This is a genomic window from Vampirovibrio chlorellavorus (genome assembly GCF_003149375.1).
GTDB classification, from domain to species: Bacteria; Cyanobacteriota; Vampirovibrionia; order Vampirovibrionales; family Vampirovibrionaceae; genus Vampirovibrio; species Vampirovibrio chlorellavorus_B.
This window is the reverse complement of the sequence record NZ_QFWH01000003.1, coordinates 160357-181506: the sequence shown is the minus strand read 5'-3', so window position 1 is coordinate 181506 and position 21150 is coordinate 160357. Positions and strand designations below refer to the sequence as shown.

Below are 21150 nucleotides of genomic sequence, written 5' to 3'. Positions count from 1 at the left end.
CATGCCAACCACTCAGGAGCATATCGCCGTTGACAAAATCAAGGCGGCGATCCGTGAAATTCCCGACTTCCCCAAGCCCGGCATCTTGTTCAAGGACATTACCCCGGTTCTTAAAGACCCCGTCTTGCTCAATCAGGTGGTGGACTATTTCTACTACCAGCTGAAAGATAAAAAGATTCAATACGTGGCGGGCATTGAGTCCCGTGGCTTTATTTTGGGCGCCGCGCTGGCTTACAAACTGGGCGCTGGCTTTATTCCCATCCGTAAAAAGGGCAAATTGCCGGGTCTGGTTGAGCAACACGAGTATGACCTGGAATACGGCACCGACACCATTGAAATCCACGCCGATGCCGTGGAGCCGGGCGCTCGGGTGGCCTTGATTGACGACTTGCTGGCCACCGGCGGTACCGCTGCCGCTTCCTGCAAATTGCTGGAAAAGCTGAAGGCCGAACTGGTCAGCATTCAATTCCTGATTGAACTGGAGTTCCTGCACGGTCGGGAGCAACTCCCCACGCTGGTACACACCCACGCCATGATCCAGTTCTAGACACAAACTCGGAATTTTCTCTTTAAGGCCGTCTCTATTACCAGAGGCGGCTTTTTTGATGGGCATCCAACCCACAGACAGAGAAGGGTATAGAGAAAGACCTTCGTAACAACAAATCAGGCCATCCTACTTAAAGAGGACAGCCTGATTATCAGTATTTTCGAGAAAATGGTAGCCAGAGAAATTTATTTCTCTTTGGCGGCCCGAGTGGCCCGCGCTTTGGGTTTCGCCACCGGGGCCGGGGCTTCCTCAGTTTCACCGTCGGATGCGTCCGCACCGTCGTCCGCCGGGGACAGCTCAACCACTTCGGCCACCGCTGCTTTTTTAGTACGGGTAGCCCGAGGTTTGGGCGCTGGCTTGGTGGCCACAACCGCTTCGACCACTTCTTCGGCGGCCTCAGCAGCCTCTGGGGCGTCAGCGCTTACCGCCACAACAGGTTCAGCAGGGGCGCTTTCCTCAGCGGATTCAGAGACTTTGGCCTCTTTACGCTCAGCGGCCTCTTTGGCCGCCTGGGCTTTGGCTGCCGCTTTTTCAAGCTCCGCTTTCTCACGCTCTTCCCGAGAACGCTGCTGGGCCTCTTTCATCTCCGGCGGGAGATCATCCCGTTCTTCGTTCCAGCGGGTCAAGTTGCGGTTTTTACGAATGAGGCCGATGGCCACGTGGACCCGCCACTCATCCATGCGCAACTGCTTGGAAATAATTTTATGAATGCCCAAGGGCGGCAAAGGCAAATACGGCTCATAGAGGGTTTCAATGGCCATTAATTGCTCGGGCGTAACCGCCAGCTTGCGCTTGGGGTATTCCAGCTTGGGCAGGCGCATTTTTTCCCGCACCAGATTAATTCCGAAAAATACCTTGCTGGGCGCCAGATTAATCTGCTCGCCAATCACCTCGTGGACATCCGGATTGGGCAGGGGCAAGCAATTCTTGTAGAGCTTTTCAATCTCAATCAACTGCTCTTTGGTGACCAGCAATTTCTTGGGCGGGCCACCGGGGCGTCCACCACGCGGGCCACCGAAACCACCGGGACGTCCTCCCGGACGGGGGCCCCCAAAACCACCGGGGCGTGGGCCACCCGGGCGTGGACCGCCAAAACCACCGGGGCGTGGGCCACCAGGACGCGGGCCACCAAAACCACCGGGACGTGGACCACCCGGACGCGGGCCATAACCGCCGCCCTGTGGACGCTGCTGGTATCCGCCCCCTTGCGGCGGGCCGTATCCTTGAGGACGCTGCTGATACCCACCCTGCGGCGGGCCGTACCCCTGAGGACGCTGTTGATAGCCTCCTCCTTGCGGCGGACCATACCCGCCACCGCCTTGCGGATTATATCCACCATGTTGCCCGTAGCCGCCTTGTGGGGCATATCCCCCCTGAGGCTGGTAGGGACGCTGTGGCTGCTGGTACTGGGGAGGACCACTGGGACGTCCACCGGGCGCCGCACCTTCCGGGTACAGGCAGTTGGGACAAATCACCCGCTTGGGATTCTTGGTCTCAAAGACCTCTCCACATTTAGAGCATTGGTTTGTGAACATAATGAATTTCTATCCGCTTGACTTAATCGAATCCAGATTCAGATTGATACCCAAAGAACGCTGTGACAGGGCGGATTCGTATAACCCTTCAACTCTATTCAAATTCCAAAACGACGACTTTTTATATGGTTTACCTGGGCTTTCTCACTCGGCGCTTGCTGAAGATTGGAAGTTTAGCGAATCAACTACTACTACTAAAATAACTTTGCTATGACTATCCTGAAGCCGCTCGGCAGTGAATCTCTTCGATGATTATACTTGTGCCGTACCCGTGGACTTGCCCTGAAACATGGTTCAACAACTTGAGATGCCAGGGGAAAAAATCTACTATTCAAACTAAAAAGTCACTTCTATAATTAATACCACACGTTCAAAAAATTGAGTAGCCTTTTTGCAAAAATTCTGTGTCAAAATTGAAATATCCTTCACAAAGATGAAAGCGTGTTTGGCATGAGTGGTGGCTCTCTATTCGATATTGTCGGCCCGATCATGGTGGGCCCCTCCAGTTCCCATACCGCCGGGGCGGTTCGGCTGGCCAATCTGGCAAGGCTGGTGGCCGATCAACCCATTCAGGAAGTAGAGTTTGTGCTTTACAATTCCTTCGCCCAAACCTATCAGGGCCACGGCACGGATCGCGGCCTCATCGCCGGCATTCTGGGCTACGGGGTCAACGATGAGCGCATCCGGGACGCCTTCGCGCTGGCTGAAGCCCAGGGCCTTCACTACACCATCACCCCGTTTTTAGGGGCAAACAACTATTCTCCCAACACCGTGGTGTTCAACATGCGGTTGCAAAACGGCCAGATGCTTACGGTGGTCGGGCACTCCATCGGTGGCGGCAAGGTGTACGTGTCCAAAATCGACGGCCACAACGTCAACATCCGGGGAGAAATGCCCACTCTCATCCTCTTTTACAAGGATCAGCCGGGCATGATTTGGCAAGTGACCAAAATTCTGGCGGAACAGCAAATCAACATCGCCACCCTGACCTGCAACCGCAACCAACGCGGGGTGGAGGCGTTCATGATCATCACCCTGGATTCCATGCCGCCTGCCAAAGCCGTGGCGGCCATTCAAGGCATCCCCGACATTCACACGGCCCGGTGCATCGATCAATTACCGGCCTGACCCCTTCAGAGCGCCACTCTGTCTGGCACGTTTCCATTCCATAGAAAGTTCAGGATTCCCACCCATGCCCAACTTCAATTCGTTTCAAGAACTGTTGACCTACTGTCAGGAGCATCAATGCGGCGTGGCTGAAGCGGCCTTGCGCTATGAGGAGGCCTACTCCGGCAAGCAGCGAGCGGAAATCCTGGCGGGTATGGAAGCCATCCTGCAACAAATGCGGGACACCGTGACCAGCGGCATTCATTCCACCGAAAAGTCCATGAGCGGCCTGACCGGGGGAGACGCCAGACGGATCATGGATTTTATGAACCAGCCGCAATGCTTTTTATCTCCCGTTGAAATGAAAATGATCGCCTTTGGGCTGGCCACGCTGGAAGAAAACAGCCGTATGAAGCGTATCGTGGCCTGTCCCACCGCAGGGGGCAGTGGTTCGGTGCCCGCCGCCCTGATTGCCGTGGAGCAGGATAAAAACGTGCCCCCCCAGCAAACCCTGAAGGGGCTGATTACTGCTGGGATCATCGGAGAAATCACCGCCCGGCGCATGTTCCTGTCCGGCTCCGCTGCCGGTTGTCAGGCGGAAGTGGGCGTGGCCTCCGGCATGGCTGCGGGCGGTCTGGTGGAAATGATGGGCGGCACCCCGGAACAAGTGGTACATGCGGCGGCCATCTCCATGCAAAACCTGATGGGGCTCGTCTGCGACCCGGTGGCGGGTTTGGTGGAAGTGCCCTGCGTAGTGCGCAACGGCCTGTCGGGCGTTCAAGCGGCGGCCTCGGCCACCATGGCTCTGGCCGGGGTGAAGAGCTTTATTCCCATGGATCAGGTGGTGGAAGCCATGGCGGCGGTGGGCAAGCTGATGCACCCCAGCCTGAAGGAAACCGCCGAGGGCGGCTTGGCCCAAACCCCAGTGGCCAAAGCCTTCACCGAAACATTCAAGGGGCAGCAGCAAGCCCCCTAAACTCCAGACGTTTAGAGTGGACGGGGAGACCCTGAGCTGGCAGGTGGGCCAGTCGTGCTGTGATTGCACCGGGCCAACGGGCGCAGCGGACGCCCTCACTTTATACGGTCAGGCAGCCTTTAAAAGCCATTGGGGTGGATATCCCGGTTACAAAATATGCTCCAACCCATAGACCAAACCGGTCAGGGTCATGCTTTTCTTGACGGCCAGAGCCACGCCGGGCATAAAGCAATTTCGGTCCATGCTGTCGTGCCGAATGGTCAAAATCTGGCCGGGACTGCCCAAAATCACTTCCTGATGGGCGATGAAACCGGGCAGTCGCACGCTGTGAATGTGAATGTCCGCAGGGCCACAAGCCCCCCGGGCCCCGGCAATCAGCTCGGTCTCCGGGGCGTTGCTGCGCCCAAAGCGGGCCTGACTTTCCCGCATCAGTTCAGCGGTTTTTAAAGCCGTACCACTGGGAGCATCCGCCTTTTTGTTGTGGTGCAGCTCGATGATCTCGGCGTGATCAAAGTACTTGGACGCTTCCTGGGCGAATTTCATCATCAGCACCGCCCCGATGGCGAAGTTGGGCACCACCAGCCCCCCCAGATTTTGGGCACGCAGGGCGTCGTCAATGGTTTTCAGTTGCTCGGCGGTCAGCCCGGTGGTGCCGATGACCGGACGGCAACCGGCCTCAATCATGGCCATGGTGTTGGCGAACACCACCTCCGGATTGGTAAAATCCACGCACACATCGGGCTTTTCACGAGCCAGCATATCCTTCAGGCTGCAATCAAACAGCATCCCCGGATCAGCGTCAATATCGAAGTAGGCCTTGACCGTTTCATCGGAAGCGCTGGGGTCAACCACGCCCGCCAGAGAGAGTTCGGCGTCCTGGGCCACGGTTTTAACCACCTCCCGGCCCATTTTACCCTTGCCCCCGCAAACGGCCACCCGAATCTGCTTTGCTTGCATCTGTGCTTCCATAAAGGCACCTGCCCCGTCCATCAACAACAATAGCTCGGTTTTAACCGAAAGACGCCCCACACGCAATGTGTTTCCCCGGGAACGAGAAAGGCTATTAACCGCTAGCCCTGCACCTGAGGCTCTTTGGTTTCTTTAAGCCGGGCGTTGGGACGCTTGTGGAAAGTCACCTGCTCTTCCCACTTCAAGTCCACCGATTCAATCACATCCCGATACTCCCGGATTTTGGGCAGCAGAGGAATCAGCCGGGCCAAACGCTGGGAAGCCGTGCTGTTGAGCAGCCCCAGAATCACCGGAATTTCCTGATAGCGCAAAATCACCTGATTCGGGTTGCGAATATCCACGGCCTCCAGATGCAAGCCCTTGATTTGCCGGGCCTGCCAGGCCACCTCCCGCAATTGCCGCCAGTAAGCGGGCTTAAGCGTAACCCGCGGGTTCACCAGCACTTTCTCTGCCGGGGCAAACAGCTCGGGCTTAATGGCGTAGCCAGACAGCCCAATCAGCTCGTTTTCGGCGGCCATGCCAAAAGGTGTTTCCCACCAGCGCCGCCGGATTTTCTCCGAGGAAGCGTTTCCAGGGTCAGCATCGGGTTGAGCGGCAGTGGGCTTGGCCGGATGGGCCTTATCGTAGCTGGACGGCAAATACAGACCCGCCCAGGGTTGCTTCTCAATAATCTGGATACGCAAGCTGGCCGGGAATAACACCCGACGCACCTCTGCCCGCTCCACCACGGCAAAGCGCTGTTCAATCTGTTGCGCCAGTTTTCCCGTGTGGATGGCGTACAGGGGCTTGCCCACCCAGGGCTGCACCAGCGGGGCCAATTGCGCGGGTCGCAACAGTTGCTGATGACTGACCTGATAGCGAGGGGCGCTCATCACCCACAAGGGGCTTTGAAACATTTCCCATAACAAAAAGGCCCATAAAAACGCGCAACACAACTTGAGAATGGAACGAATCCGCCCGTAAAAAACCCGGAGCTTTTTCTCCTTGCGCCGCTTTTGCAAATAATTTTCCTGCCGCCGACGGGCCCGTTCCTGCTGCCGTCTGGATTTAACCGCCGGGGGCTCTGGACGAGTGGCCGCGCTATTTTTTGCGGATTTATCCTTGCGCTTGCCCTTGCCTTTCTTACCCCGCTTGAGTGGCCGCTCGCTGAGGGGGCAATAAGCCGCTTCCTCATCCGGCGCCGGAAGCTCCCCTTCCGTCACCGGCGTTTTCACCAGGGGGTCCTGAATACCGCTGCGACTGGAGAAAACGCTCTGTCCGCTGGCCAGCGGTTCGGCCTCCGCCTCCGCCGTGTCATCGGCAGTTCGGGACAAGGCCCGTGTCAAATCCCGCATGGAACTGGCGGGCTGATCGGCCTCGCGGTTGGCGGCATCTTCCGGCTGTTCAATGGGGGACATAAGCGCTTGGACTTTTCTAGCTGACGGCAGTTTTCAGGATACATTCTACCAGCTGATCGTAATCAATTCCCATGGCCTTGGCCTGGGCGGGCAGATCGCTGAGGTCGGTCATGCCCGGAATGGTGTTAATTTCCAGAATATAAAACCGGTTATCATCCGCCACCACAAAATCAATGCGGGAGACGCCCCGGCAGCCAGCGGCCCGATGGGCTCGCAAGGTAGCCTCTTGAATGGCCTCGGTCACAGCGGGGGAGAGTTCAGCAGGCAGAATAAACTCGGTACCGCCTTCCGTGTATTTGGCCTCCAGGTCGTACCATTCCGACTGGGTTGGCCGCAGCTCCAGAATGGGGGTCACTTTCGGTTGACCGTTCACTTCCACCACCCCCACGGTAATGGATTTTCCGTACACGTAGCGCTCCACCATCACCTCGTCGCAATAGCTCAAGGCGGTTTTCAAGGCCGGTTTCAAGTCCTCGGGGGCATCCACCTTGCTCATGCCGATGCTGGAGCCCTCGTTCAGGGGCTTCACCATGACCGGGTAAGGAATGGTCATCTCTATGGGCTTGCCGTTGACCGCGGCGGACTTAAACACCACCGAATCAATGACCGGCAACCCGGCATCCTTCAGCACGCTCTTGGTGAGGGCCTTGTTCATGGTCAGGGCGCTGGCCGCCACCCGGCAGCCGGTATAAGGAATGCCCATCAGCTCCAGCACACCCTGAATACAGCCATCTTCCCCGTACTTGCCGTGCAGGGCGATGTAAGCCACCTCAATTTTCTGATCGGCCAAGGTGCGGGCAATGTGCTGATCCACATCAATCAGGGTGGCGTTTTCGTAGCCCAATCGCCGCAAGGCCTCGTAACAGTTCTTGCCGGAGCGCAGGGACACCTCCCGCTCCGAAGAGAGGCCGCCATACAACACCCCGATGCGGGTATGATGGTTCAAAATCGAATTCTGCTGGGTACTGGTCATTGAAAATATCCTTGTGGATAAAGATTGAAACGAATTTTAAGTTTTAATGCCCGGCGGTCAAGGCCTGCCACAGGGCCTGCTCTTCGGGGCTGGCATCGCCCAGAAGCAGGTTCTCCGGGTGCGCATCCAGCCCATAGCGGTCTTTAATGGCCTGCTGCATCCGCCGCATAAGCCGCAACACATCCAAAGACGTTGCGTGGTCGACATTCACGATGAAATTGCCGTGCAAGGGGCTGACCATAGCGCCGCCTTCCCGCCACTGCCCCTTGGCCCCCAGTTCCTCCATCAGTTTCCCGGCGGGCATGTCCCTGGAGGGGTTCTTGAACACGCTGCCCCCGTTGGGCTCCTTGGGATGGTGGCTTTTACGGAACTGCACGCTTTGGGTCATGGTGGCGCTGATCTCGGCGGGATTGCCGGGCTGAAATTCCAGCTCCGCGCTCAGCACCACGTGCTTTTTGGGATCAATGGCGCTTTTGCGGTACTGAAAGCCGAGTTGCTCGGGCAGCCAGGTTTCCACCTGTGCGGTTTCCAGGTTGTAAAGATTCACGCTGCGCACCAGATTGGCAGTCTCCTGCCCCAAGGCCCCGGCATTCATCCGCAACGCCCCGCCAATGGTGCCGGGAATGCCGATCATGAACTCCCCACCGGTCAGACCATATTTCAGACCCGTACTGGCGGCCTTGGCCAAATGCACACCGGCCCCGAAAGCCATGCGGGTGTCCGTAATGGGTTCCACCCAGTCCAGCTTACGGGTGATAATGGTCACCCCCCGAATGCCAGCGCTGGCGATAATGCTGTTGCCGCCCCAGCCCAGAATGGTCAGGGGCTTTCCAGCGGCCTGAGTTTGCCGCAAAATGGCCACCAGCTCCGCTTCTGTGGTGGGTTGATAGGCTTCATCCAGCGGGCCACCGATGCGGTAGGTGGTAAACTGGGCGCCCATTAGCACTTGGGGAACACATGTACTCATGGGGAGATCCAGTGCCGCAGCAGTTGGGTGATATTGCCCGCCCCCATGGACAGCACGATGTCCCCCGGCTGAATGACCGCTTTCAGGGCCTCCCGAACCGGCTCAAAATCAGGAGCCAACGGCACATACTGCGCCTTAGGGTGCTTGACCTTCTGGGCAAAGGCATCAGCGGTCAGCCCGGGAATGACCGGCTCGTGCGCGGCGTACACATCGGTCAGAAAGAGCAAATCGGCATCGCCAAAGCAGGTTAAAAACTCATCCCACAGGGCTTGCAGACGAGAGTAGCGATGCGGCTGAAACACGGCAATCACCCGCCCATTGGTGCCTTGCAGGGATTCCCGGGCCGCCTTCAGGGTGACCAGAACCTCGCTGGGGTGATGGGCATAATCGTCCACCAGTAGGGCGTGATTCCACTCGCCCACTTTCTCAAAGCGACGCCCCATACCGGTGAAGGCGGTCAGGGCCTCGGCCAGAGAGTCAAAATCCGCCCCCAGCTGATCGCCCACGGCCACCGCGCACAGGCCGTTAAACAGGTTGTGCTTGCCGGGAACGGACATGTTCAGCTCACCCAGCATTTTGGAATTACGGTACACGTAGGCCTGATAGCAGCCCTTGGCGTAGGGACGGGCGTTTTTGAGCCAATAAGTAGTCTCCGTCTCCTGACCGGTAAACACATCGCCCGGGGCCAGCAGAATCCGCTCCACACTAGCCGGACAATCCTGCATGAGGGCCTTGGTATTGGGGCAGGTCACGTTAAACAACACCTTGCTGCCCGGTTTCAGGGCGTTCAGGTAAGTGCGAAAGGTATCCAGTACGCCTTGCAGCCCGTTGGTGTAGTGATCAGCGTGATCCAGCTCCAGATTGGCCACCACGGACAAGGTGGGCTGATACTGCAAAATGGTGCCGTCGCTCTCATCCAGCTCGGCCACGGCGTATTTGCCATCCGGGCTGAGAATGGCGTTGGTGTCCAGCTGGGGCATTTTACCGCCCACCACCACGGTCGGCTCCAGTCCGGCCAGCTTGAGGGCCAGCCCGGTCATGCCGGTGATGGTGGTTTTTCCGTGGGTGCCCGTAATGCCGATGGTGGTTTCATGGCCCAGCAGGCCGCCCTGCATCACTTCTCGCAGCAGGCTTGAACGATGGTGGATTTCCAGCCCATGCTCCAACGCCAGGGCGATTTCCGGGTTCTGGCGATCGATGGAGGAGGACACCACCAACTGCGCTTGTACGGGCACCTGATTCGCGGCATGCCCAATGTGGATGGTTCCGCCCAAGGCCCGCAAGGCTTTGGTGTAGGCGCTTTCAGCGGCATCCGACCCGCTCACCTGAAAGCCGGACTCAATCAATACCTTGGCCAGACCGCTCATACCCACGCCACCCACGCCCACAAAGTGGACGGGCCGGGCTTTGTCCAGGGTCAGCGGTTGATTCAGGGTGTCCGTCGCAATACTCACAGTGGCCACCCCCTAAACCGACGACAGTTCGCGTTTTTGCTTCACGTAGTCCTGCACCACTTCCCGATCATCGAAGTGAATGGTGCGATCGCCCAGAATCTGGTAATCTTCGTGGCCTTTGCCCGCCACCACGATGATGTCGTTGGGCTGGGCCAGATCGATGGCCTGATGAATGGCCGCCTGCCGATCGGCGTCCACAATCATGCGGGCGGAATCAAAGCGCTGAATGCCCGAAATGACATCGGTAATAATCTGCTGGGGGTCTTCGGTTCTGGGGTTATCGGAGGTAATCACCAGCACATCGGCCAAGCGCTCGGCAATGCCCCCCATTTTGGGGCGCTTGGTGGCGTCCCGATCGCCCCCGCAACCAAACACGGCGATCAGACGGGCATCCTTGGGCGTGACCACTCGGGCGGCGTTCAGCACGTTCTCCAGACCATCGGGGGTGTGGGCGTAATCCACAATGACATAAGGCTTTTCAGAGACCACTTCAAAGCGGCCCCGAATGCCGGGCACCCGCTCCAGCGATTTCACGCAGGCTTCCAGCGAAATCCCCAGCGCCAGACCACTGGCCAAAGCGGCCAAAGCGTTGTACACGCTGAACTGTCCACCCAGCTTCAGCTTCACTTGGGCCTTACCCGCTGGCGTGACCACGGTGAAAGAGGAGCCAGCGATACTGTAGTCGGCGTTCTCAATGCGCACGTTGGCGTCCGGGCTGTGAATGCCGTAGGTATACAGGGTCACCCCTTCCGGGCAGGCGGCGATGAACTCCCGGGCATAATCGGAATCCAGATTGATGACCGCGGCCCGGGGCTTGTCGGGAGCCACTTCCAGACGACTAAACAGGAGGGCCTTGGCCTTCCAGTAATTCTCCATGGTTTTGTGGTAATCCAGGTGATCCTGGGTCAGGTTGGTCAACACGGCCACTTCAAAGTCGCAATGATGCACCCGGTACTGGTCCAAAGCGTGAGAGCTGACCTCCATGACCACGTAGTCGTTGCCCTCGTCCTTCATCTCGTGCAAAATTTCCTGCAATTCAGTGGCCATAGGCGTGGTGTGCCCGGTAGAGTCGTACGCTTGGCGCTTGCTGGTCTTTTGCCCCAACGTGCCAATCAGCCCCACTTTCTCACCCTGATCCGCCAGCATCTGCTCAATCAGGTGCGTGACGGTGGTTTTGCCATTGGTGCCGGTCACCCCCACCAGACGCATCTTGCGCCCGGGGAAGTCGTGCAGGGCGGCGCTGACTTCAGCCAGGGCCCTGTAGGTGTTGGGGACGGCAATCACCGGGATATTGGCAGGCAAGGACAGGCCGGATTGACGATCCTGCTCGATAATCAGGGCCACCGCGCCTTGCTGGGCGGCGCTCTGTAAAAACTGATGCCCGTCCGTACGGCTACCCCCAAGCGCCACAAACACGGTACCCGCCTTGACCTGACGCGAATCGCTGGTCACCCCGTCAATCGGTTGCTCCGCTTGTCGGGTGAACAAATCCGGGGTCACCCTCTTGGGCTCTGACAGGTACTGGGAAAGATCGGTCAATTTCATCACGTTATGTCTCTCAGTGCGTTAACCGTAACTCTGGTGGCATGCGTTCTGTGGCAATGCCGATTGAAACCTTCCGGGGTTGAAATCAGTGGGTGTGCGTCGATGCGGGCACCGGAACCCCGGCCATCGAGTGAACACCCCCCAATCCGCTGGTAGAAGCAACGCTTGTACGTGCTATTTTAGCAGCATTCAGGCCCAAATAGCTGACCGTTTCCTGAGCGATATTGCGAAAAATGGGCCCAGCCACGGTACTCCCCCAGGATTCAGCCATCTGCGGGCTGTCCACCACCACCATAATCAGCACCTTGGGACTTTTGGCCGGAAAAAAGCCCACAAAGGAGGTGTACACATCGGGGCTGTAGCCAACGCCTTCGGCTCGGGGCTTACGAGAGGTTCCGGTTTTTCCGGCCACTTCCACGCCATCCACCCGCACGGTGGAGGTTTTGGCGTCCTGAATACTGCGGGTCAGCAGGTAGCGCATATCGGCACAGGTTTTTTCACTGAAAATACGTCGATGGGTGACCGGTGAGCCTTTCATAACATGCGGAGAGTTCCAGATCCCCCCGTTGGCAATCGCCGCCACCGCGGACGCAATCTGTAGGGGGGTGGCCGCCATGCCGTAGCCGTAGCCAATGGAAGCATGCGTGGATTCATCCCAGGACTTGGGCGGTAGAATAATCCCTGCCGACTCGCCGGGAATATCAATGCCGGTTCTGGAGCCAATCCCCATCAGTTTCAGCATCGCATGATGCTGCTGAGCGGGTAGCATCAGGGAGATTTTGGCGCTGGCGATATTGCTGGAGTGCATCAGAAGGTAAGTCAGGTCAATCATGCCGGGAGCGCCATGCTTGCCGTAATCGTAGTTCTGAATGGTCCAGCCACCCACTTTCATCTTGCCCGTGTCCAGAATACGACTGTCCCGGCTGATTTTCCCCAGCTCCAGACCGGAAGCCACCGTCAAAATCTTGAACGTGGAGCCGGGGGGATACACATCGGTAATGGCCCAGTTTTTCAATTCCTCAGCGGAAGCCTTGTAGAAACGATCCGGCGAGTAAGTGGGCAATACGGCAAAGGCCAGTAGCTCCCCGGTGCGGGGATCCATCATAATGACCGTGCCCCGCTTGGCGTGGCTACGGGCCAAACCAGCGGCCAGTTCCCGCTCGGCCACGTATTGCAGACGGGCGTCAATGGTCAATTGCACGTCCTGCGCCTTGGGCAAGGTCACCAGATTTTTGGGATCCAGCTTGCCCAGGTCCACCACGTTGCCCCGACCGTCCAGATAGGTATTGTTCAGGTCAGTGGGCTTTTTCTTGAGGATTTTAGCGGCGGAAGACTCCACCCCGGAGCTGACCTGGGCCTCATCATTCACGTAACCCAGCACGTGAGCCGCCAGATTGCCCTGCGGGTAGTTCCGCACGTTCTTTTTCACAAAATCCAGACCCGGCAAGCGCACCTGACGCACCACCGGACGGCCATTGTCATCCAGAATCAACTTTTTAGTCTTGGGGTCCTGGGCCACCACGGGGGTTCGCACGGCCAGAATGGCTTCCATTTGGGGCTTGGTCAGGTTCTTTTTCACCCCGATCGTGGTGTAAGGCTCCGAAAGTTTTTCCAGCAGCTTTGTCTCATCCATCTCCAGCACCGGAGCCAATGCTGTGGCAATTTGCGCCACCGGCATCTTGAAAAAATACTTGGGATGCACGAACAAATCGTAGAGAACCGTGTCCTGCGCCAGCACCATACCGCCCCGATCCACGATACGCCCCCGATTGAACAGGGTGAGGGCCTGATTGCGTGATAGCTGCGCCTTCTTCTTCAGGTGATTGGCGTCAATCAGCTGGATGTAGAACAGTTTGCCGATCATGGCCATCAGGATAAAGCCCAGAATCAGCAATAAAATGCGGAAGCGCTTGGGAGAAAAAGTATCCCGGGACCGGGGCTCACGGGGAGGACGCGGCGGCGATGACGTGCGTCGCTGCTGCAAATGCTGCCGTTGTCGCTGGCGGTAACCGTCCCTAGTACCCGTAGACACGTGGAAACTCCTGCTTGACAGGGGGCAGAGCGGGCAACTGAATCACCGTTGCCGATGGCGGCACATCAATCACCGTTTCCGGCATGTGCAGATGGGGTACCCGGGCCGCAGCCGCTTCCACGTTCTTGTAGGAACGGATGTGGTTCAGCTTGACCTGCAATTCCTTGTTCTGTTCGTTCATATCCCGGGTGTGCTTGGCCAGCTTGTTGATCGAGTCCTCAAACTGCACCTTGATCCCATAGGAGCCAAGGGCCCCAATGACCAAAACCCCCAGAAACAGGGACAGTACCCGGCTGGACATCCTGAGCAGCCAGCCACTTCTGGCCGGTTTAAAATTTCCCTGAATAATCATGGGCCTGGATTGCTCTCTCATGCGGATATTGCCCCGGATAGCGCTTGGGTTCGGCTTTGCGGCGTGTGGCTGGTGTTGCTGAAAAATACGAGCAATACACCAGACTACGACAGACACAACTTTATTATATTAGCCTTCCGGCCCTGTCGTCACGCGAAAGTTGAAGCACAACGTTACACAAGATTGAATCCCATCATGGCGCCAATTCCATCAGGGCCCAAGCACACCACCGCACCAGATGGCAAAAAAGCCATTTCCAGTTTGGGCAGCCCAATGCGGGCAGACCCTGCCCAACGCCGGGAAACGTAAATAGCCCGGCTACTCGGCGGCGATAATGCCCTTCAAATCGTAGGGGGTGACATGGGTGATTTTGACCTTCACAATCTCACCCGGGACGGCCTGCCCCTTGACCTGCACGGTATTATCCACCTCCGGGGCGTCCCACTGGGTGCGCCCAATCAGAGTGCCGTACTGGTTGACCATGTCGATCAACACATCCACGGTTTGCCCAATCATTTCCTGATTTTTGGCGAAGGCGATCTGCTGCTGCAAGGCCATCAGCTCGTTACGACGCTGCTTGATCACACTCTTCTTGACCTTACCGTCCAGCGTCTTGCTGTGGGCGGTATCCACGTCGGAATACTCAAACACACCGAGGCGATCCCACTGCACCTGCTCAATGATTTCTTTCAGGTGCTGGTAATGCTCTTCCGTCTCGCCGGGGAAGCCCACAATAAAGGAGGTGCGCAGCTTGACGTTCTTGATCTTGGCCCGAGCCCGCGCGGCAAACTCCACCAGATCGGTCACCGGGCGGCGCATGCGCTTTAACACGTCTGGGTGACTGTGCTGCAAGGGGCAATCCAGATACTTCACCACTTTGTCACAGTCGTTAATGGTTTCCAGCAGTTCATCGGAGACCAGATTGGGATAAGCGTACATAAAGCGAATCCACTCGATCTCTTCCACCTCGTTCAGGGCCCGCAGCAGGGCAGGCAGACTGGAACCGATGTCCTTGCCGTAGCTGGTAGTGTCCTGCCCCACCAGAATGATTTCGGTGACGCCCCGCTGGGCCATTTCCCGGGCGTTTTCCACAATGTTTTCCACACTGCGGCTGCGGAAAGCGCCCCGCATGCTGGGGATAATACAGAAGGAGCATTTGTAATCGCAGCCCTCGGCGATTTTAAGATAGGTGTAGGAACCCACCGTAATGTGCCGCCGCACGGTGTCTTCTTCCAATATATAGGTGGGATCCTGCTGCATGGCCAGCACCCGCTCGCCACTTTCCACCCGCTTCATCACGTCGCCAATCTCGGCCACGTTGTTGATGCCCACCACGGCCTTGGCTTCCGGGAACAAATCCAGCAGCTCGCCCTGAAACTTCTGGGCCAGACAGCCGGTGATCAACAGCTCCTTGCCCTGCTCGGCCAGATTGGCCAGCACGCTGACCGACTCTTTCTGGGCGGAGTCGATGAAAGCGCAGGTGTTGACCAGCACAATGTCCGCCTCTTCCTCGCTGGCCACAATCTGGTGCTGGTCTTTATCCAGAATGCCCAGCATGGTTTCGGTATCCACCAGATTTTTAGGGCAGCCTAAATGGACAAAGCCCACTTTTTTCTTGCCGCAGCTACCGGCCTGAGGGATTTCGGTCGTGGGAGCGTCTGAGGTGAGGGAGGGAGGAGTCATGCGTTATCCACCGTGCTTATATTGGGCATTAAAAAAGAACTTTAAAACAAAGATTGGAGTAGAAAATCCTAGGAAAAGGGAGGTCCGTGTTTCGAGACACGTGTCTCGATATAACCGAATACATACAACAGGATACTAAAAACAAAAGATTCGCACGAGTTGACCTGCCGGATTGCAGAGCCGACTCCCCCAGGGCCACTGCGTTTTCCTCCTTCTGTGATGCCGCTTTGAGCGAATTGGGAACAAACTCAAACCTGACCGTCATTAATCAACAAGAAAGTCACAATCAGGGTGCTGGAAAAGTACGGCGTTTGTTGAGAATTCCGCTGGACGCCACGCTATAAAAGCCAACCCGGCCCAAGGCTGACCGTTCGGTACGGATCCAGACCTTAAGCAAAGAGCAATACGCCATCCTGTTACTGCTGCCAGTCAGGCAGTGTCTTACTTACGGGAATTTTATCATGCTGCAATTTAAAACCCACTATCAAACACCAGCCTCAAATTCGCAGCCCATCGGCACCCTGCACGCCTGGCAGGATTTGGCCCTGAATCTGGGCAAACTATCACTGGCCGGGCTGTTTGTCACCGGTACTATCTGGTTTATGGGTATTTATGCCTGACCGCTTTGCCTGAACAGTCATTCCCTAGGGCTCATTTAGCACTCAAATTCAGCCAGCCCTTGTGGCGCAGTCAAAATTTAAACACAACACTCTCTCCTGTCTTTATTCCTTCCTACCAATTCCGTACTACCCCGCTGTCCAGTTTAGCCAAACGGCTGGACGGCTTTTCTTTTTGGAGGCAAAACAAAATCCAGAGGAGCCAAGACCGGAGAATAAGAGGGAGAAACGGGCCAAGCCTGCCCCTAGCGATAGTTGGTAAACTGCAGGGGCATGCTCTGGCGATCGCCGAACTCTCGCACGTGCTTGATAACCTCTTGCAGATCATCTCGACTTTTGCCGGTCACCCGCACCTGATCGCCCTGAATGCTGGCCTGCACTTTCAGCTTGGCTTCCTTGATATGGGCCACGATTTTCTTGGCCATATCGGTTTCAATGCCCTGCTTCAGGTTGATGACCTGACGGACTTTCCCGCCCAAAGCGGCTTCCGGCTCCTGACGATCCAGAATCAAGGGACTCAGACCCCGCTTAACCACTTTGGCTTCTAAAATATCATAGATATTCTGGGCCCGGAATTCATCCGTGGTGGTCACCACGATTTTCTTGCCCTCTTCCATCTCCACATCGCTGCCGGAATCTTTCAGGTCAAAGCGGGAAGCGATTTCCCGGCGGGTTTGATCCAGCGCGTTCACCAACTCCTGCTGATCGAATTCGGAAACAATATCAAAGCTGGCATCCTTGGCCATATTGGCAGGCTCCTTTCCAAAGGTCACTCAAAACAAAAAACAAAAATCAATCCATGCCCGACGCGCGATCCGATCAGATGCCACAAGAGATTGCACAAGCTAGAATGCACTATCAGGCGGCAATCAGGCCGACTGCCATATTGGCTTCGGTAATCAGCCAAAGCGACGAGCATTTTTACAAGCCAAACGGTTTGTATTACATTGACTGATTGTAGACCAAAAATACCCGCAACAATACGCCTCCGCAGCTTTAAAGTCAGCGGCGCCCACCACCCGGAACGTGCAAGGTCAAACACACCATGGAATACGCCATCCAGCTCATCCTACCCATTCTTGGTGGCCTTCTGCTGGGAAATTGGCTAACCCGCACCTATGGCATCTCTCCGCTGTGGACAGTTTTACTAGGCATCCTGGGCATGGTTATGGGCATTCGCATCCTGTACAAGCGCAGCCTGGCCGAACAAGCCCTGCAAAAAGAGCGCTGGCCAACCCGGAAGAAGTCCGCCACCCCGTCCCCCCCGCCGCAATCCTTGAGAAAAACGCAGGCACCCAGGGCGGAACCGAATCTGTCCTCCCACACGGAAGCGGATGACACCCCCAAGACGATTGATCCACAGCACCAACCAGAAAAGACAGGCCAGTCAAGCAGTCCGCCTCCCGCCAGGGCCAACACCACACTGAATGCCCTGCATGAATTGTACCAGAAACTCGAGAACGCCCCTCCCGAAGAGAATGACGACCTTCCACCCAACCTGGACACAGAACTGAACCGTGATGACCCGACCCACGACCCCAAATCTCCCCCCTCCGAGCGCTGAGGTAATCAGCAAACCTTTTTTGGCGATGAAAAAAAGGCTTTGGCTTGGCACTTTAACCCTGAACGCCGTGTTGCTGCTTGCTTTGACCTTGTTTTACCCACAGTGGCTGAAGCTGGGCTCAACCGGAATGCTGCTTGGCCTTGGCTACCTGTGGAGCCTGACCTTCAACGCCGAAAACCCCAAAAAAGGCATCCAGATGGCGTTTTCAACCATTCGAGCCTGTTTATTCGCCTACGCACTGGTTCAGGTATCTCACGGCAAGGCCAACGATCTTGCTATTGTCATTGGCGGATTTTTAAGTTACAAAGTGATTCTTACCGTGGATTGCGCAATTCAGGCACTATGGGCATTATTTGGCAAGGCATTGGTAAAGGCAGAAGACATTTCCGCTGAAACGCCTTCATAACCGCTTCTGGTAGCCTCTTGAAAACGCTGGTCAGGCTTGAAAAAACGCTCGTCAGGACGGTAGGCATTCACAAAAACGGACAGGAATACGGTAGGATTCACAAAACAGCCCCAAGCGCTTCTGTCTGCCCGGTTCTTTACCGGGTCTGCGCAGAAACCACGATTTGCGTCAGCTTCTTTTAAATCAGTTTAAAGGTATTAAAGGATTGTCATGGAACACGAATGGGTCATTCAACTCGCTGGTCAATCAGTCAACCTCAACACCCTGATCATGGTTTGGTTGGGTATGGCGGTGGTTTTGTCGGCTGCCTGGCTGTCCACCCGCAACTTGAGTGTGGTTCCCGGTAAGCTGCAAGTAGTGGGCGAAGGGTTCTACGATATTTGCCGGGGCATTACCATGGCCACCGCCGGTAAGCGAGGCGATGGTTTCCTGTACTTTGTGGGCTCCCTCTTTCTGTTCATTATGACGGCAAACCTGATGGGCCAGCTGCCCCTGCGGCTGTTCCACATCCCGGCGGGCGAACTGAAGGCCGCCACTGCCGATATCAATACCACATCCGCCCTGGCCATTTGTACCGTACTGATGTACTTCGGTTACGGGCTTTTCAAGAAGGGCCCCCGCTACTTCAAGCACTACATCTCTCCAGACCCGTGGTACATCGGTTTATTCTTCCTGCCCATGAACATTTTAGAAGATGTGACCCGTCCCGGCTCCTTGCTGGTCCGACTCTATTTCAACATTCTGGTTGGAGAGATCCTGTCGGGCATCGCGCTGGGAGTCACGCCCTACGTACTGCCCAGCTTTGTCATCTTCCTGGAGCTGTTTGTGGCCGTGGTTCAGGCATACATCTTCGCCATCCTCAGTTCGGTTTACATCAGCCTCTTGTCGGAGGACCATCACTAGAGCCGGTTTCGTTCCCCGATTCCACAACACTTGATTTTGGTTTGTATTATTCCCCCTGATAGATAAAGGAGACTCTAAATAATGGAAACAGCAGCAGTCGCGTTATTAGCTGGTGCCCTCGCCGTTGGGATCGCCGCCATTGGCCCCGCCATCGGTATCAGTTTGATGACCGCCGCCTTCTTCAACAGCGTTGCCCGTCAACCCGAAGTTCAGGGCAACATCACCACCCAATATTTCATCACCCTGGGTGTTGTGGAATTGCTGGGTTTGTTCGGTTTCGTAACCTTTTTCCTGCTGTTCCAGAAGTTCGGCGGCTAAATAAAGCGTTTCTGACTTGTAGCCGCTTGTCAGTCCGCTGGATGCTCCCAGCCAGACAGGCGGCTACAACCACCCATCAAACCGTGTAACCGGAAGTTTCAAGTTCAGCTTTGCGCCACAGGAACCCTTTCCCTTATGCCCACTTTTAACGCCACATTTCTTTTCGTCCTGCTTAGTTTTGCTATTTTTGTTGCCTTAATGAAGGCCATTTATTTCGACCCGATTATGGCCATTAAAAATGAGCGTGAGCGCAAACTGACCCAGGATGAGCAATCCGCGAAAGATTTTTTAAAGCAGTTTGAGAAACTGCACAGCGAGTATCAGGCTGGCATCAAACAGGCTCGTCTGGAAGCCCATCAACTCATCCAGCAAATTCGTCAGGAGGCCAAGACCTCGGCCCAACACCTGGTGATTCACGCCCGTAATGACGCCCAACGGGAAACCGATCGCCAAATGGCGGATCTATCCATCTGGCGGGAAAACACTTACGGAGAGCTGGAATCGGAACGCGCCTCCCTGACCCGAGCCGTCATTGCCAAAGTCAAAACCGGTGGAAAAATCGGTTCCGCCACGGGTAGTTAGTCATCCACACAGGAGCGAGTACAGCAGGAATGTTACTTACACAAACAATCAATCCCTTCTTGCAGCAAGCCTCCGTGTTCTGGCTGCAGGCGCACCACGAGAGCGGTGAACACCCCATGACCTTCCTCCAGCAACTGGAGCACTCCAATGTGTTCAACGTCCTGTTGGTAGTGCTGATTCTGGGATTTGTCGCCAAAAAGCTGAATCTCTTCGGGGGCATTGACGCCCAGCGCCAAAAACTGGCCGCGGAAGTCGAGGCCGTTGAGTTGCAAAAAAAGAATGCCCTGGCCCAACTGGAAGAGGCCAAGCGGAAGACCGGCGCCTTGACCGATGAGATCAACGAAATTTTAACCACAGCCCGCACTTCGGCGGAGGCCATGTCCAACCAGATTCTGAGCGACGCCCGTAACGAATCGACCAAAATTGTGGAAAACGCCAAAAAGCGGATGGAACTGGAGCGCCGGGCAGCCATCAAGGATCTGGAGCGCCGTTTGTTGAGTGACGCGCTGGCCGATGCCCGAACCGAGCTGGCCGCTCAATTAAACGCCGCTGACCAAAAGCGTTCCGTTGAAAGTTTTCTGGATGAACTGTCACAAATCAAGGGAGGCCAGCGCTGATGAGCAACCGATTGGAAAACAACAAAGTTGCCTCCCGCTACGCCAAGGCGCTGTTTGAAAGCGTGCAGGAAAGTGGTGAAGTGGACCGGGTTCACGAAGACTTGCGCACTGTCAGCGATCTGCTTTCACAAGTGCCCGAACTGGCAGCGTTTCTGGAAAACCCTGGTGTACCTCAGGCCGACAAGCAGCAGTTTATCGATGAGCAATTCGGCCCCAAGGTCACAGTCTGGATCCATCGCTTACTCAAGTTACTGGTGGACAACCACCGGGCCGGGGTGATTCCGGCGTTGGTTGATCAATTCAGCGAATTTCGCAATCAAGCTGAAAACAGCACCAGCGCCGAGGTTATTACCGCCGTGGAACTGGAAGAGGAACTGCGCAACCGCATTCAAAAGACACTGGAGTCCACCATGGGCTTTAGCCGGGTTGATTTGCACAACCGGGTAGAGCCGGGGTTACTGGGCGGCGCCATCATCAAGATTCAGGATCAAGTCATTGATGGCAGTTATGTGGGACGTCTGGAAGCGTTGCGTAAACAGGTACAAACGTTATAAGCCAGTCCTGCCGATTTACCTAAACAAGATTTTAAAGTTTGAACACACAGTA

23 protein-coding genes are annotated in these 21150 nt (G+C 56.2%); 11 read left to right on the top strand and 12 right to left on the bottom strand.

The window, feature by feature from the left end:
* Position 1: 1 nt before the first annotated feature.
* Positions 2–547 (top strand): adenine phosphoribosyltransferase, encoded by a 546-nt coding sequence (locus DF283_RS05405; RefSeq protein WP_303673707.1) that lies wholly within the window; start codon positions 2–4, stop codon positions 545–547.
* Positions 548–732: 185 nt separating this feature from the next.
* Here the strand turns inward: DF283_RS05405 and DF283_RS05400 are convergent, their stop codons facing one another.
* Together DF283_RS05400 and DF283_RS05395 are read right to left on the bottom strand one after the other, a co-directional pair.
* Positions 733–1521 (bottom strand): hypothetical protein, encoded by a 789-nt coding sequence (locus tag DF283_RS05400; protein ID WP_303673706.1) that lies wholly within the window; start codon positions 1519–1521, stop codon positions 733–735.
* Positions 1497–1979, bottom strand: coding sequence for a hypothetical protein (locus tag DF283_RS05395; protein WP_303673705.1), 483 nt, complete (start codon positions 1977–1979; stop codon positions 1497–1499). The genes DF283_RS05400 and DF283_RS05395 overlap by 25 nt, the downstream gene beginning before the upstream one ends.
* A 553-nt stretch (positions 1980–2532) precedes the next feature.
* Here DF283_RS05395 and sdaAB point away from each other — a divergent pair.
* Both sdaAB and sdaAA read left to right on the top strand, forming a co-directional pair.
* Positions 2533–3210 (top strand): L-serine ammonia-lyase, iron-sulfur-dependent subunit beta, encoded by a 678-nt coding sequence (gene sdaAB / locus DF283_RS05390; protein ID WP_303673704.1) that lies wholly within the window; start codon positions 2533–2535, stop codon positions 3208–3210.
* A 64-nt stretch (positions 3211–3274) separates the two neighbouring features.
* Positions 3275–4165, top strand: coding sequence for an L-serine ammonia-lyase, iron-sulfur-dependent, subunit alpha (gene sdaAA, locus DF283_RS05385; protein WP_303673703.1), 891 nt, complete (start codon positions 3275–3277; stop codon positions 4163–4165).
* Positions 4166–4312: 147 nt separating this feature from the next.
* Here sdaAA and dapB read toward each other — a convergent pair whose 3' ends face one another.
* The 9 genes from dapB to rimO form a co-directional block, all read right to left on the bottom strand.
* Complete coding sequence (dapB, locus tag DF283_RS05380) at positions 4313–5122, bottom strand: 4-hydroxy-tetrahydrodipicolinate reductase (RefSeq protein ID WP_443082989.1); 810 nt, start codon at positions 5120–5122, stop codon at positions 4313–4315.
* 113 nt (positions 5123–5235) lie between these two features.
* Positions 5236–6531 (bottom strand): cell division protein FtsQ/DivIB, encoded by a 1296-nt coding sequence (locus DF283_RS05375; RefSeq protein WP_303673701.1) that lies wholly within the window; start codon positions 6529–6531, stop codon positions 5236–5238.
* 16 nt (positions 6532–6547) lie between these two features.
* Positions 6548–7504 carry a D-alanine--D-alanine ligase gene (locus DF283_RS05370; protein WP_303673700.1) on the bottom strand — a complete coding sequence of 319 codons (957 nt, stop codon included), beginning with the start codon at positions 7502–7504 and terminating at the stop codon, positions 6548–6550.
* A gap of 43 nt (positions 7505–7547) precedes the next feature.
* Complete coding sequence (gene murB / locus DF283_RS05365) at positions 7548–8471, bottom strand: UDP-N-acetylmuramate dehydrogenase (RefSeq protein ID WP_303673699.1); 924 nt, start codon at positions 8469–8471, stop codon at positions 7548–7550.
* The gene (gene murC, locus DF283_RS05360; protein WP_303673698.1) at positions 8468–9925 is read right to left on the bottom strand and encodes a UDP-N-acetylmuramate--L-alanine ligase; all 1458 of its coding nucleotides are present in this window, start codon (positions 9923–9925) and stop codon (positions 8468–8470) included. Before murC ends, murB begins: the two co-directional genes overlap by 4 nt.
* A 12-nt stretch (positions 9926–9937) precedes the next feature.
* Positions 9938–11470 (bottom strand): UDP-N-acetylmuramoyl-L-alanyl-D-glutamate--2,6-diaminopimelate ligase, encoded by a 1533-nt coding sequence (locus DF283_RS05355; RefSeq protein WP_303673855.1) that lies wholly within the window; start codon positions 11468–11470, stop codon positions 9938–9940.
* Positions 11471–11555: 85 nt separating this feature from the next.
* Positions 11556–13502 carry a peptidoglycan D,D-transpeptidase FtsI family protein gene (locus DF283_RS05350; protein WP_303673697.1) on the bottom strand — a complete coding sequence of 649 codons (1947 nt, stop codon included), beginning with the start codon at positions 13500–13502 and terminating at the stop codon, positions 11556–11558.
* A complete protein-coding gene (locus DF283_RS05345; protein ID WP_303673696.1) occupies positions 13486–13854 on the bottom strand; it encodes a hypothetical protein in 369 nt (122 codons plus the stop codon). Before DF283_RS05345 ends, DF283_RS05350 begins: the two co-directional genes overlap by 17 nt.
* A gap of 318 nt (positions 13855–14172) precedes the next feature.
* Positions 14173–15537: a 30S ribosomal protein S12 methylthiotransferase RimO gene (gene rimO, locus DF283_RS05340; RefSeq protein WP_303673695.1), complete on the bottom strand. Its 1365-nt coding sequence runs from the start codon at positions 15535–15537 to the stop codon at positions 14173–14175.
* A 461-nt stretch (positions 15538–15998) separates the two neighbouring features.
* Between rimO and DF283_RS05335 the strand changes: the two genes are divergently transcribed.
* Positions 15999–16157 (top strand): hypothetical protein, encoded by a 159-nt coding sequence (locus tag DF283_RS05335; RefSeq protein ID WP_303673694.1) that lies wholly within the window; start codon positions 15999–16001, stop codon positions 16155–16157.
* A 242-nt stretch (positions 16158–16399) separates the two neighbouring features.
* Here DF283_RS05335 and DF283_RS05330 read toward each other — a convergent pair whose 3' ends face one another.
* Positions 16400–16900: a YajQ family cyclic di-GMP-binding protein gene (locus tag DF283_RS05330; RefSeq protein ID WP_303673693.1), complete on the bottom strand. Its 501-nt coding sequence runs from the start codon at positions 16898–16900 to the stop codon at positions 16400–16402.
* Between the two features lie 299 nt (positions 16901–17199).
* Between DF283_RS05330 and DF283_RS05325 the strand changes: the two genes are divergently transcribed.
* From DF283_RS05325 to atpH, 7 genes are all read left to right on the top strand, one after another.
* On the top strand, positions 17200–17718 hold the full coding sequence (locus DF283_RS05325) for an AtpZ/AtpI family protein (protein WP_303673692.1): 519 nt from the start codon (positions 17200–17202) through the stop codon (positions 17716–17718).
* Between the two features lie 25 nt (positions 17719–17743).
* Positions 17744–18124, top strand: coding sequence for a hypothetical protein (locus tag DF283_RS05320; protein ID WP_303673691.1), 381 nt, complete (start codon positions 17744–17746; stop codon positions 18122–18124).
* A 210-nt stretch (positions 18125–18334) separates the two neighbouring features.
* Positions 18335–19027 (top strand): F0F1 ATP synthase subunit A, encoded by a 693-nt coding sequence (gene atpB, locus DF283_RS05315; protein WP_303673690.1) that lies wholly within the window; start codon positions 18335–18337, stop codon positions 19025–19027.
* A gap of 81 nt (positions 19028–19108) precedes the next feature.
* On the top strand, positions 19109–19345 hold the full coding sequence (gene atpE / locus DF283_RS05310; protein WP_303673689.1) for an ATP synthase F0 subunit C: 237 nt from the start codon (positions 19109–19111) through the stop codon (positions 19343–19345).
* Between the two features lie 135 nt (positions 19346–19480).
* The gene (locus DF283_RS05305) at positions 19481–19927 is read left to right on the top strand and encodes an ATP synthase F0 subunit B (RefSeq protein ID WP_303673688.1); all 447 of its coding nucleotides are present in this window, start codon (positions 19481–19483) and stop codon (positions 19925–19927) included.
* Positions 19928–19956: 29 nt separating this feature from the next.
* On the top strand, positions 19957–20544 hold the full coding sequence (locus DF283_RS05300) for a F0F1 ATP synthase subunit B family protein (protein WP_303673687.1): 588 nt from the start codon (positions 19957–19959) through the stop codon (positions 20542–20544).
* On the top strand, positions 20544–21098 hold the full coding sequence (atpH, locus tag DF283_RS05295; protein WP_303673686.1) for an ATP synthase F1 subunit delta: 555 nt from the start codon (positions 20544–20546) through the stop codon (positions 21096–21098). The genes DF283_RS05300 and atpH overlap by 1 nt, the downstream gene beginning before the upstream one ends.
* The last annotated feature ends 52 nt before the right edge of the window (positions 21099–21150 follow it).